This window comes from Lawsonibacter asaccharolyticus, from assembly GCF_022453915.1.
In the GTDB taxonomy this organism is placed as follows: Bacteria; Bacillota; Clostridia; order Oscillospirales; family Oscillospiraceae; genus Lawsonibacter; species Lawsonibacter asaccharolyticus.
The window spans coordinates 36,053-48,485 of record NZ_CP091870.1 but is presented as its reverse complement, the minus strand read 5'-3'; the positions used below and the strand labels follow the sequence as shown (position 1 = coordinate 48,485).

Annotated in this window: 9 protein-coding genes and 1 pseudogene; 2 read left to right on the top strand and 8 right to left on the bottom strand. The window is 58.8% G+C overall.

Annotation, left to right across the window (positions count from 1 at the left end):
• Positions 1-287: 287 nt before the first annotated feature.
• The 6 genes and pseudogenes from tadA to L9O85_RS00190 form a co-directional block, all read right to left on the bottom strand.
• Complete coding sequence (tadA, locus tag L9O85_RS00215) at positions 288-758, bottom strand: tRNA adenosine(34) deaminase TadA (RefSeq protein WP_050623007.1); 471 nt, start codon at positions 756-758, stop codon at positions 288-290.
• Between the two features lie 161 nt (positions 759-919).
• Positions 920-1,960, bottom strand: coding sequence for a Bug family tripartite tricarboxylate transporter substrate binding protein (locus L9O85_RS00210; RefSeq protein WP_050623008.1), 1,041 nt, complete (start codon positions 1,958-1,960; stop codon positions 920-922).
• A 67-nt stretch (positions 1,961-2,027) separates the two neighbouring features.
• Positions 2,028-3,457 (bottom strand): annotated as a pseudogene (locus tag L9O85_RS00205) (tripartite tricarboxylate transporter permease).
• A gap of 66 nt (positions 3,458-3,523) precedes the next feature.
• Complete coding sequence (locus L9O85_RS00200; protein WP_050623010.1) at positions 3,524-4,024, bottom strand: tripartite tricarboxylate transporter TctB family protein; 501 nt, start codon at positions 4,022-4,024, stop codon at positions 3,524-3,526.
• A gap of 181 nt (positions 4,025-4,205) precedes the next feature.
• Positions 4,206-5,405: a CaiB/BaiF CoA transferase family protein gene (locus L9O85_RS00195; RefSeq protein ID WP_050623011.1), complete on the bottom strand. Its 1,200-nt coding sequence runs from the start codon at positions 5,403-5,405 to the stop codon at positions 4,206-4,208.
• 29 nt (positions 5,406-5,434) lie between these two features.
• Positions 5,435-6,991 carry an acyl-CoA carboxylase subunit beta gene (locus L9O85_RS00190; RefSeq protein ID WP_301579135.1) on the bottom strand — a complete coding sequence of 519 codons (1,557 nt, stop codon included), beginning with the start codon at positions 6,989-6,991 and terminating at the stop codon, positions 5,435-5,437.
• A gap of 156 nt (positions 6,992-7,147) precedes the next feature.
• On the opposite strand from L9O85_RS00190, the gene L9O85_RS00185 reads away from it, so the two are divergent.
• Entirely contained in the window at positions 7,148-8,020 is an 873-nt protein-coding gene (locus L9O85_RS00185; protein WP_050625380.1) for a LysR family transcriptional regulator, read from the top strand.
• Between the two features lie 479 nt (positions 8,021-8,499).
• Here L9O85_RS00185 and gap read toward each other — a convergent pair whose 3' ends face one another.
• Positions 8,500-9,510 (bottom strand): type I glyceraldehyde-3-phosphate dehydrogenase, encoded by a 1,011-nt coding sequence (gene gap / locus L9O85_RS00180; protein ID WP_050623013.1) that lies wholly within the window; start codon positions 9,508-9,510, stop codon positions 8,500-8,502.
• A gap of 350 nt (positions 9,511-9,860) precedes the next feature.
• On the opposite strand from gap, the gene L9O85_RS00175 reads away from it, so the two are divergent.
• The gene (locus tag L9O85_RS00175; RefSeq protein WP_301579132.1) at positions 9,861-10,922 is read left to right on the top strand and encodes a sensor histidine kinase; all 1,062 of its coding nucleotides are present in this window, start codon (positions 9,861-9,863) and stop codon (positions 10,920-10,922) included.
• 132 nt (positions 10,923-11,054) lie between these two features.
• Here L9O85_RS00175 and L9O85_RS00170 read toward each other — a convergent pair whose 3' ends face one another.
• On the bottom strand, positions 11,055-12,431 hold the full coding sequence (locus L9O85_RS00170) for a S1C family serine protease (protein WP_108980218.1): 1,377 nt from the start codon (positions 12,429-12,431) through the stop codon (positions 11,055-11,057).
• Positions 12,432-12,433 lie beyond the last annotated feature (2 nt).

The following is a 12,433-nucleotide window of genomic DNA, read 5'->3' as shown; positions in this document are numbered from 1 at the left end:
GGACTTTCTGCTGAAAAAGAGGATTAAAATGAAACAAACTGTCTCTTGCAAGTATCAAGATACCCTGGAGTTATTAAGAAATGAAGGGGCAAATGTTACATAACCATTAAATCGCACTGGTTTTTTCTCCCTTCCCTCCCGCAGCCGTGGAAAAAGAGGAAAGGCCGACAGTCCCCTGTCGGCCTTCCAAAAGAATTGGAGGATAGAATGAAAAGATGCTCTTGCCTTGCGAGTATTATAATATCCAGTTTTTATTAAATAAGTCACCCGCAGATGTTACAAAAGGATTAAATCTCCTCCGAAAATCCGTCTTTTTCCCGCAGGTCCTCGAAAAAGGCCCGCAGGGCACGGCCGCACTCCGCCTCCATGGGGCCCCGATAGAGCCTGGGACGGTGGTTGAACCGCTCCTCGAACAGGTTAAGCACCGATCCGCAGGCCCCCGCCTTGTCATCCTTGGCCCCATAGCGCACGGTGCCGATCCGGGCGTTGATGATCCCCCCGGCACACATGGGGCAGGGCTCCAGGGTGACATACATAGTGCACCGGTGCAGCCTCCAGCTCCCCAGCCGGCGGCAGGCGTCCCGGATGGCCTCCAGTTCCGCGTGGGCGGTGGCGTCCCCATTCTCCTCCCGGCGGTTGCGTCCCTCTCCCACGATCTCCCCGTCCCGGACGATGACACACCCCACCGGCACATCCCCCTGCTCCGCCGCCTGAGCGGCCAGCTCCAGCGCCCGCCGCATATATGCCTCATGGTCCATACCCTCTGCCCCCTCTGCCCTTCCCGGATGATGATAAGGATGATAAATAAGTGTAGCGGATTTGGGCACCCAATGCAAGGGGGCGGCGCAAAACGGCAGGGCCGGCCCCATCAAAAAGAGGGGCCGGCCCTGCATCCAGATCCAGGTAGATCAGCCCTGGATCAATCCTGGGGGATCATGCCCAGGTAGGTGGTATAGTCCTCCAGCATCTCAGCGGCATATGCTGCGAACTCCTGATAAGGCATAAAGGACACCGTCATGGCGTTGGACTCTGCATACTCGATCCAGTCCTCTGTTTCAGAGACTCTCTGGAACAGGTCGGAATAATAGGCCAGCACCTCTTCGGGCACGCCGGCGTTCATCACGATGCCCCGGCTCTGCTGATGGCCGATGTCAAAGCCCTGCTCTGCCGCGGTGGGGACCTCGGGGATCGCGTCAAACCGCTCATCCGCGCAGGCGGCCAGCGCCACCATGTTGCCTGCCGCCATGTGCTCCTCCGCCTCTGCCAGAGAGACGGTGCTCAGGCCGATGTGTCCGCCCAGCAGCGCCGCCTGGCACATTCCCCCATCGTCATAGGGCACATAGGTCAAATCGATCCCGGCGATATTGTTCAGCATATACATGATGATCGCGTCGTCAGATGCGTTGCCGACACCGCCCCATTTCAGCTCACCGGGGTGCTCCTTGGCATAGTCGACCACATCCTGGATACATGTAAAACCGTAGGAGGGGTGGGCCACCAGCACCACAGGGTCTTTTACCATATGTGCCACGAAGGAAAACGTGCTTTCGTCCGGCGTAAAGGGAGAATTTCCCGTCAGCGGCTGGGTGTAAAAGCTGGCGGATGTGGAGGCCAGCGCGTACTCATACCCGGCGCCCTTGGAGGTCAGATAGGTATAGCCTACCACTCCGGAACCACCTTCTTTGTTCACCGGGACGATATTCACCGGACACATATCGTATTTTTCAACGATCTCCAGGATTTTTCGGACCATAACGTCATTTCCGCCGCCCGCGCCGAAGGGGATCACAAATTCAATGTCCTCTGTGGGGACCCATCCGGTCTCCTCCCCTGAAGATGCCGCGGGAGTTCCGGCGGGCTCAGATGTGCTCCCTCCGCCAGAGGAGGTGCTACCGTTTCCACACGCCGCAAGAGAGAGCGACATTGCGGCCGCCAAAATCAGAGCAAGCAATTTTTTCATTTCTTTTTCTCCTTTTTTCATTTTATATAACCGGGCACCGCCCGATCATACATAAGGTCAACGCCGGTCACGCTTTCTTTTTTGCCCACAGTTTTGTGATCAGGGATTTGATGGGGGTGCCGAACGCCAGCAGGACCGCCAGCACCAGGATGACCGCGGAAATGGGATGGGAGATGACCGCTCCAAAATTGTTGTTGTCAATGATCAGCGCCTGTCTCAGATTGGTCTCGGTGATCGCACCCAGCACCAGCGCCAGCACCATGGGTGCCGCAGGGACCCCCACCTTTTTCAGGATATAACCCAGCAGGCCGAAGAAAAGAGTCACTCCCACAGTGAACATGGAGTTCTCCAGCGCATAGGCGCCCACCAGAATGAATGCAAAGATCAGCGCGTTCAGGGTGGAGGTCTTTACATTCAGGATGCGCACGAACAGGGAGAGCGCGCCGAGACCAATGCACACCAGAATGACATTTCCCAGATACATGGAGGCGATCAGTCCCCAGGCAACGTCAGCCTCATTCACAAAGAAGGAGGGACCAGGTGAGATGCCCAGCATCATCAGCGCACCCATCATGATGGCCGTCGCGCCCGAACCGGGGACGCCCAAGGTCAGCATAGGAACCATGGCCCCCATGGAGGCAGCGTTGTTGGCACACTCCGGGGCCGCCACACCCTCGATCACACCGGTGCCGAACTCCTCTCCCCGCTTTGAGGTGCGCTTTGCCATGTCGTAGGAGAGAAAAGAAGCGATCGTAGCACCCGCCCCTGGCAGCATCCCCACAATAAAGCCTAAAATCGTCCCCCGGCCGATGTGGGGCAGGGACAGCTTCCACTCATGTCTGCTGGGCAGCAGATTTTTGACCTTCAGGCTCCCCTTATCCACTTTAAGATTATTGTCAGAATAGTTGCATACGATCTCTGCGATCCCAAACAAGCCCATGGCCACCGGCACAAAGTCAATGCCGGAGTAGAGGTTTACATTGCCGAATACGAACTTTGTAGTACCAAAGATCAGGTCAATCCCGATCCCCGCCACAAACAGGCCGATAAACGCAGCCAAAAAACCCTTTGCAGGAGATTTCCCTGTCATGCCCGCATCAGGGCGAAATATTCGGACGGCCCGAACTTTGTAGCAAAATTGGATACCACAGGTGCCAGAGACATGAACAACACCACAGATATCGTCCCGCCGATGACCGATGCCAGACAGGACATGCCCAGGGCCTTCCCTGCTTTTCCCTGCCGCGCCATGGGATATCCGTCCAGGGTCGTCATAATGGCGGCAGAGTCACCGGGCGTATTGATCAGGATAGAGGTAATGGAACCACCGTACATGGCCCCGTAGTAGATCCCGCACAGCATGCACAGGGCACAGGCCGGATCAAGTCCGTAGCACATGGGCAGGAGCACTGCGATGCCCACCGAAGGCCCCAGACCGGGCAGCGCACCGATGATAACACCGCACACTACGCCGATCAGGGAGTACACAATGGTCATGGGATCAGCCAGGACTGAGAAGCCCAGCGCAAGGTTATGCAGCAAGTCCATATGTGTACCTCCTCCTTAAAAGCCCAGCGGACCTTTGGGGACCGGCACATGCAGGAACAGGACAAAGACCCCGTACAGGAATGCCACCATACATACACCAATCACGATCGACTTGATCCACTTTTCTCGGCCCCATATTTTCAAATAGGCGATCACACTCAGTCCCAGGCAGGTCAGCAGCCCCAGATAGTCGGAGAGCAGCAGTACCCCAGTCCCCAGCAGCATAAAAAGCAACAGATTCTTCAGCTCTGTCAGGTTCAGGATATTTGTCTCCAGTTCTTCCTTCTCCGCCTGGGCCGTTTTGGCGCGGGCGATCCGGCGCGCCGCCTCCAGAAGGACCATGGCCCCACAGATCGCGATGGCGATCCCGCAGATTGTGGGGAAAAAACCGGGCCCCATCTGTCCGCCCTTTATCAGCTGAAGTCCCTGCACCTTTGTCAGGATCAGGATGATGATTCCGCCCAGAATCGAAAAGATCCCCAGTGCGAGATCTCCGGTTTTGGCTTTTATCTTCATAGTATCCTCCCTCTAGTCTTATCTATGATCTTTGCTGGTCCGCACAGCTCAGAGCTCGATACCTCCTTTTGCTTTTATCCACAAAATACGCATCGGATTATACCAGATTCTGCACGTCAGGCACAAAACAAAATCTTCCATTCCACAGGCCGGGCCCCTGTCCCGCGCTCCGCCCGCCATCTTATGTATGCACCAGCTCCTTCTGCTCCTTCAGCATGGTTTCGATCTCCTCCTCCGGCATCTTTAAGTACTCCGCCAGGACCTCCCGGGTATGCTGTCCCAGGGTGGGGGCAGGCTCATAGGTGGTATCCGGGTAATTTCCGAATTTCAGCGGGCTGCCCGCCATCCGATATGTTCCAGCCACCGGGTGCTCCACCTCTACAATCATATTGCGGGCCGCGATCTGAGGGTCCGCACAGATCATCTTCATGGTGTTGATGCGGCCATTGGGCACCCCGTGAGCCTCAAAGATCCGCTCGCATTCATCCAGTGTGCGGGCCCGGGTAAATCTGGAGATCTCCTCAGTCAGCTCCGCCTTGTGCTGGCGTCTGGCCTCCGCCTTGGAGAAGCGCGGGTCCTCCACCATATCCTCCCGCCCCAGGGCGCGGCACAGACTGTAAAATGCAGGATCCCGGGAGCAGGTGATAATGATCTCTCCATCGGAGGTGGGGAACGTCCCGAAGGGGACGCTGGTGGGGTGGCTGTTGCCCACCCTCTGGGGATCGGTGCCAAAGACACAGGTATTGATCACCGCGTTTTCCAGGCAGGAGAAGGTGGCATCCAGCATCGCCACATCGATAAACTGTCCCTTTCCGGTCTTTTCCCGGTCATACAGGGCCGCCGAGATGGCACCGAAGGCATACAGCCCGGTAAACACGTCGCTGGCCGAGGTCCCGCAGCGCATGGCCGGGCCATCCGGCTCACCGGTCAGGCTCATCAGTCCGCTCATCCCCTGAACGATCATATCCAGCGCGCCTCTGGAACGGTATGGCCCCGTATAGCCAAAGCCGGAGACCGCCATATAAATGATCCTGGGATTGGCTGCGGCAATGATATCATAACCCAGGCCCATGCGCTCCATCGTGCCGGGTTTGAAATTTTCCACCAGAACGTCCGCTTTTTTCACCAGCTCCAGCAGCACCTTCTTATCTGTCTCCGCCTTCAGGTTCAGGGTGATGCTCTTCTTACTGCGCTGGACCGACAGGTCGTAGACCCGCTCCCCGTTGAGAAACGGGCCGCTGGCCTTGGGCCGGTCCGGCCGCTCCACCTTGATCACATCCGCCCCCAGGTCCGCCATGATCATCGTGGCCAGGGGACCGGACAAAAACTGCGTCAGGTCCACCACTGTTACCCCGCTCAGGGGGCCGTATCCAACCGCCATATTGAACCAAGCTCCTTTCCGCGCCGCCGTCAGACCGGCATATTCCCGTGTTTTTTGGCTGGCAGGACCACCTGTTTGTTCTGAAACAGCTCCAGAGTCCGGATGATGACCCGCCGTGACTCCGCAGGCTCGATCACGTCCTCAAACTTCCCATATTCCGCCGCCTTATACGGGTTAAAAAATTCTTCCTTGTACTCCTCGATGTAGTGGGCACGGAGGGCAGCCACATCCTCACCGCTCTCCTCAGCCCGCTTCAGCTCGTGCTTCCGGCAGATGTCCACGGCCCCCTCTGCCCCCACGACTACCATCTGCGCCGTGGGCCAGGCGAAAATGAAGTCCGGCCGAAGCTCCCAGGAGCACATTGCAGGCCGGGCGCCGCCCACGACCTTCCCCACCGCCATCACGATCTTCGGGACTGTGGCCTCTGCCCAGGCGTAGATCATCTTTGCCCCGTGCCGGATGATCCCTCCGTACTCCTGATTGGTGCCGGGCATGTATCCGGGCACATCGGCAATGGACAGCAGGGGCACATTGAAGCAGTCACAGGTGCGGATAAAACGGGCCGCCTTGTCCGAAGCGTTGATGTCGATACAGCCTGCCATCGCCTTGGGCTGGTTGGCCACCACCCCCACCGACCGGCCGTTCATGCGGATAAATCCGGTGACCATATTGGTGGCATACATGGCCTGGGTCTCAAAAAACTCGTGCCCATCCGCGATCTCCCGGATAACATCCTTGATATCGTAGGCCTTTTTCAGGTTATCCGGAATGAAGGTGTTGAGCATCTCACAGCGGCGGTCCGGAGAGTCGCCGCAGGGCATGATGGGCGGCATCTCCCGGCAGTTTGGGGGCAGGTAGCTCAGCAGGGTCTTGATCTTCTCAATGCAGTCCCGGTCGTCCGCACAGAAAAAGTGGGACACGCCTGACACCGTATTATGGGTCCGCGCTCCTCCCAGCTTCTCCGCATCCACCACCTCCCCGGTCACGTTCTTGATGACCTGCGGGCCGGTGATAAAGGAGCGGCTGGTCTTGTCCACGGAAAAAATGAAGTCGGTCAGCGCGGGGGAATACACGGTCCCGCCGGCGCAGGGCCCCATGATGGCTGAGATCTGGGGGATCACCCCAGAAGCCATCACGTTGTTGAAGAAGATGGCCCCATAGGAAGTGGCAGGCCCCTCCTGGATCCGCCCGCCCCCCGAGTCATTCAGGCCGATCAGCGGCACGCCGGCGTCCATGGCCAGCTCCTGAATCCGCTTGACCTTCATGCCCTGCATCTCCCCCATGGCGCCGCCCAGGACCGTAAAGTCGTGGGCAAAGGCAAAGGCCCCTCTCCCATGAATCAATCCGTATCCCGTCACCACCCCTTCCGCCGGTGTGTCTACCTTCTCCATCCCAAAGTCATGGCAGCGGTGCTTCATAAAAATGTTGTACTCCTGGAAAGTACCGGAATCAAACAGCAGGTCGATGCGCTCCCGGGCTGTCAGCTTACCCGCGCCGTGCTGCTTTGCGACCTTTTTTTCTCCCCCTCCCTGTCTGATCTTTTCCTTTTTCTCAAGCATCTCTTGAAGCTTTGTTTTTTCCCCCACGACAAGGTCCTCCTCTCTGCTGTGCCTTTGGTCACAATCCAACAAAAATCAAATATTTTTCTTTTTTCTTTAGGTTAATCTGTTTTAACACATATTGCAATTATCGATTTTTTATATTAGTATAAGATAAAAATTATGGATCTGGAGGGACATATCATGGAACTGACCCAGCTCCGCTATTTTCAGACCGCGGCCTACTACCAGCATATCTCCCGGGCGGCAGAAGAACTCAATATCTCCCAGCCTGCCCTGAGTACGATGATCTCCAGGCTGGAGAAGGAGCTGGGAGTGCCGCTCTTTGACCACAATGGACGGTCTATCATCTTGAACCAGAATGGACAGCGGTTTCTCCAGCGGGTCAACCATATCCTGATGGAGGTGGAGAACTCGAAGAGGGAGCTCCAGGACATTGCCGATGAGGGGGACAACTCCATTTCCCTGGCGGTCTCCTCCTCTCAGTTTCTTCAGGGGATGCACGCCTTCATGTACCAGCACCCCAACTACAAGTGGAATCAGCGGGTCGCAGAAAACAAGGAGATCGCTGCGCTGCTCAACCGGGGTCAAATCGATCTGGCGGTCACCTCCCCGGGCATTTATGGGGAGGTATTTGAATCCACCCTGCTGCTTCGGGACATCTTCAAGCTGGCTGTCCATAAGGACAACCCCTTGGCACAGCGGAAAAGTGTCCGTCTGGAGGAGCTCACCGACCAGCGCTTCATCATGCTTCTGAAGGGACTGCCCTTCCGCGCTCAGACCGACCGGATCTTTGCAGACCTGGGCATCACGCCCCACTACATCATGGAGTGCGACCATCTGCTCCGGCGGGAGCTGATCAACGCCAACGCCGGCGTCACCATCGCTTCCCAGTCTGCCTCCTTTCGGCATCTGTTCAGCGAGAATATTCGTTTTCTGGATATCGAGGACGTACATCACACCCGTGACATTGTGATGGTCCATCGGAAAGGACGGTATTTGAACCGCGCCTCCCGACAGTTCGCCGACTTTCTGAAGCAAAAATTCAGTCCCTAGCCCACCGATCCCATTTTCATAACTTTGATATTATGGATTATTTCAAAAAGATGAATGGAATTTTATTGTTTTCTCTGATACAATAGTGCAAACGACCAGTACAGCACAGCGGAGGAGGCAAAAGCGATGCCAAAAAAGGAATTTTACCGCATTACAGTAGACGGGATCCCTTATGTGGTGGAGGTGGAGCCTATATACAGCGGTGCCCCGCAGCCCGGGCCTCCTTCCACTCTGGCCCCCTGGGTGCTTGCCCACCGTGTCGCCCATCTGCCACCCCGGTAAGCGGGCGCGCTGAGGGGGCAAACTCCTCGCCGGCCCCTTTGTAGGAAATCACAGCGGAAGATGCAGAAAGGCGCCCGCTCCCCCTATGGGGAGCGGGCGCCTTTCTGTTCTGTCTGGGGCGGCGCATCCGTGAGGCGCCTGCTCTTTTTAAAAAACAGGGCGCCGCTAGATGGCGGCGCCCTGAAACAGGACAGTGCTTACTTGTGGTCCACGCTGTACATGTGCTCGATCAGCTCCAGGACCTTGTTGGAGTAGCCGATCTCGTTGTCGTACCAGGAGACGACCTTTACGAAAGTGTCGGTCAGGGCAATGCCTGCATCGGCGTCGAAGATGGAGGTACGGGTGTCACCCAGGAAGTCGCTGGACACCACGGCCTCGTCGGTGTAGCCCAGCACACCCTTCAGCTCACCCTCAGAGGCGGCCTTCATGGCGGCACAGATCTCCTCATACTTGGCGGGCTTGGCCAGGTTGACAGTCAGGTCCACCACGGACACGTCCAGAGTGGGGACGCGCATGGACATGCCGGTCAGCTTGCCGTTGAGCTCGGGGATGACCTTGCCCACGGCCTTGGCAGCGCCGGTGGAGGAGGGAATGATGTTGCCGGTGGCAGCACGGCCGCCGCGCCAGTCCTTCAAAGAGGGGCCGTCCACAGTCTTCTGGGTGGCAGTGACGGAGTGCACGGTGGTCATCAGGCCCTCAGTGATGCCCCAGTTGTCATTCAGCACCTTGGCGATGGGGGCCAGGCAGTTGGTGGTACAGGAGGCGTTGGACACGAAGTTCATGTCAGTGGTGTACTTGTCCAGGTTGACGCCGCACACGAACATGGGCGTGTCATCCTTGGAGGGGGCGGACATGATGACCTTCTTGGCACCGGCATCCAGGTGTCCCTGGGCCTTCTCCTTCGTCAGGAACAGACCGGTGGACTCCACCACATACTCCGCGCCCAGCTTGGCCCAGGGCAGGTCGGCGGGGTTCCGCTCGGCGGAGACGGGGATCTCCTTGCCGTTGACCACGATGGCGTTCTCAGTGCTGCCGATCTCAGCCTTGCAGATGCCGTGCATGGTGTCATACTTCAGCATATAGGCCAGATACTCGGCAGGGCACAGGTCGTTGATGCCCACGATCTCGATCTCGGGGTGGTCCAGGCTGGCCCGAAAGACCATGCGGCCAATGCGGCCAAAGCCATTGATGCCAACTTTAATGCTCATTGTAACTGTCTCCTTTATCAAGTTTTGGTTGCGCTCCACTATTATATCCCTTTTTTTCTGATTTTGGTAGTCTGTGTTTTGCATAGTTTTTTCTCTGTTTCTCCGTGGAAATTAGCCACCTCCGGGCATAGTAGGCCCTGCCTTCTGTTCTTTTTCCCCATGGATTTACACAGTTCGCCAGAATCTGCGCCCATGTTCTTGTTGATGCAGCGAATTTCTGATATACTAGGTCCTGTCCGGGCCGGGCTCACGCCCCGGCCCAGCGAAATTTTCCATTTCTAAAATCAGCCGCCCCGCAAATCCTATTGCGGAAGCGCTGCGCCGGTTTTGGAGCGGAGAGGAGGATCGGGATGTCTGAAGAACAGAGCTTTTTGGAGCAGCTCCCCCAGGCGGCGGTAGAGGTGCGGGACGGAAAGATCACCGCGCTCAACTCCGCCGCCCTCAGTCACCTGCCGGAGCTGGCCGTGGGGGACCAGCCGCCCCAGTACCTGGCTGCCCCGCTGGACAGTACTCAGACTGCGGGAGCTTTCACCGGCGGCGGCGGCCTGTTCGTCTTTTCCAAGGTCTCTTCCCCCGGAGGGGTGCTGCTCCTGTTCCGCCCCGCCCCTGACTCCGCCCTCTCCCCCCAGCAGATGGACGGCTTTGCCCGCCAGCTCCGCGAGCAGATGGGGGGGCTGCTGAACAACCTTCAGCTCCTCTCCCAGGACCTGAGCGGCACCGGCTCTCCCACCGACCGGCGGCTGGCCTCCATCAACCGCAACTTTTATCAAATGCTCCGCCTGGTCAACAACCTGGAGTTCCTGCGGGATACCAAGTCCCAGTCCGGGGTGGCCTTTTCCCCGGTGACCATGGATCTGGCCGGCCTGTGCCGCCACACAGCGGAGGACACTGCCCCCCTGCTCGCTCAGGCCGGCATCCAGCTGCGCTATCAGCCGAGCACCGAAGGACTTCTGATCCCCGGCGACGAGGCCCTGCTCTCCCGTATGCTGCTGGGCCTGCTGTCCAACGCGGCTAAGGCGGCCCCCAGCGGGACCGTCCTGCTCACCCTGCGCCGTTGGGGAGACCGGGCCGTCCTGACCTGTACCAACAGCGGCTCCACTCCGGACGACGGACAGCTCTCCGCTCTGTTGGAGGGGGCCTCCCCCCACCTGCTCCCGGAGCCCGGAGAGGGGGCGGGAATGGGCCTGCCCATCATCCGGCACATCGTCGCTCTCCACGGCGGCACGCTGCTCCTGGAGCGCCGGGAGCCAGGCGGCCTGGCCGCCACCGTCTCTCTGCCCACCGGCCCCCTCTCCATGGATCTGACCCTGAGCACCCCTGCCCCGGAGCGGAGCGGCGGCCTATCTCCCCTGCTGGTGGAGCTGTCCGACGTCCTCCCCTCCTCTCTGTACCAGCCGGAGGACATAGAATAGCGCTGCCCGCCTCTCACAAGATCAGAAAACCACCGGCCAGGCCGGTGGTTTTTTTGATGCAGCAAACGGGCCCGGCAGCCGTTGGCTGCCGGGCCCGGACCATTCTGTTCCCAGTATGGGGCCGCTCCCCGCTCAGGAGAAAAATCCCCCGAAGGGCCAGCCGTAATACTGGTTGTTCTGCTGAGGCTGCTGTTGCTGCTGGGAGGAAGTATCGGTGACTGTCTCCCGGGGCTGCTCGTCCAGGGTGAGGGACAGTTCCAGCTTCTCTCCGTTACGGAACACCGTCAGCGTCACGGTATCCCCCGCCTGATGGGTGGCCTTGGCAGCCTCCAAGTCCTGGAAAGTGACCACGTCGTCCTCATCCATGGCGGTGATGATGTCCCCAGGCTGCAGTCCCGCCTTGGCGGAGCAGGAGCCGTCCTCCACTGTGGCCACATAGACACCCAGCACCGCGTTGGTGACGCCGTACTGCTGCGCTACAGAGGCCGACATGGTCACGCCGGTAATGCCCATGTAGGGCTTTCCGGTAACATAGCCGTACTGGATCAGGTCGGAGATGATGTTCTTCACATCGTTGATGGGGATGGCGAAGCCCAGGCCCTCCACATTGGTGCCGGAGCTGGAGGTGCTGTATTTGGCGGTGGTGATGCCGATGACCTCCCCGTAGCTGTTGAACAGGGGGCCGCCGGAGTTGCCCGGGTTGATGGCGCAGTTGGTCTGAAGCATGTTCATCGTGGTGGAGTCATTGCCGGAGCCGGTGGTAATGAGCCGGTCCAGAGCGGAGATGAGGCCGTCGGTGAGGGAGTATGTCAGCTCGCCCAGGGGGTTGCCGATGGCCATCACGGCCTGGCCCACCTTCAGCTGGTCGGAGTCGCCCAGGGTCACGGTCTGGAGCCCGGAGGCCTCGATCTTCAGCACGGCCACATCGTTGTCCTCCTCGCCCCCCACCAGGGTAGCGGGGTAGCTGCTGCCGTCGTGGAAGGAGACGGTGATGCTCACCGAGCTGTCCTTCACCGCGTCCTCAATGACGTGGTAGTTGGTGACGATGTACCCGTCGGCGGTGATGACGAAGCCGGAACCGGAGGCGGCCGACGTGCTGGTATAGCCGAAGATGTTGGTCATGGTGGTGGACACCGTGATGCCCACGCAGGCGTCCACATTGGCGGCGTACAGCTGCTCCGGGGTCATGGCCTGGCCGCTGGAGCTGGCCACAGGGTCCGCCTGGGTGGAGATGGGCTGGGTATTCTGATAGATCACGCTGGGCTGGGACGCGAAGACGCTGGAGTACAGGGCTGCGCCGCCCACGCCCGCTCCGCCGCCCACTACCGCGCAGGCCAGGATCAGCGCCGCAATGCGCCTGCCGGATCCCCTGTGCTTCTGGGGCCCCTGGGGGGCCTCCGGCCCGCCCTGGCTCTGGTTGGGGTTGGAATCGGTGTACCCGCCGAAGCCGCCCCGGTACCCGTCATTCTCACTATTATAGAAATTGAACTCATTGTCCTGATTTGCCATTT

Excerpts from the sequence above, each read along its gene's own strand:
- tadA (WP_050623007.1), bottom strand. The coding sequence starts at position 758 with ATGGACCATGAGGCATATATGCGGCGGGCGCTGGAGCTGGCCGCTCAG.
- L9O85_RS00210 (WP_050623008.1), bottom strand. The coding sequence starts at position 1,960 with ATGAAAAAATTGCTTGCTCTGATTTTGGCGGCCGCAATGTCGCTCTCT.
- L9O85_RS00200 (WP_050623010.1), bottom strand. The coding sequence starts at position 4,024 with ATGAAGATAAAAGCCAAAACCGGAGATCTCGCACTGGGGATCTTTTCG.
- L9O85_RS00195 (WP_050623011.1), bottom strand. The coding sequence starts at position 5,405 with ATGGCGGTTGGATACGGCCCCCTGAGCGGGGTAACAGTGGTGGACCTG.
- L9O85_RS00185 (WP_050625380.1), top strand. The coding sequence starts at position 7,148 with ATGGAACTGACCCAGCTCCGCTATTTTCAGACCGCGGCCTACTACCAG.
- gap (WP_050623013.1), bottom strand. The coding sequence starts at position 9,510 with ATGAGCATTAAAGTTGGCATCAATGGCTTTGGCCGCATTGGCCGCATG.
- L9O85_RS00175 (WP_301579132.1), top strand. The coding sequence starts at position 9,861 with ATGTCTGAAGAACAGAGCTTTTTGGAGCAGCTCCCCCAGGCGGCGGTA.
- L9O85_RS00170 (WP_108980218.1), bottom strand. The coding sequence starts at position 12,431 with ATGGCAAATCAGGACAATGAGTTCAATTTCTATAATAGTGAGAATGAC.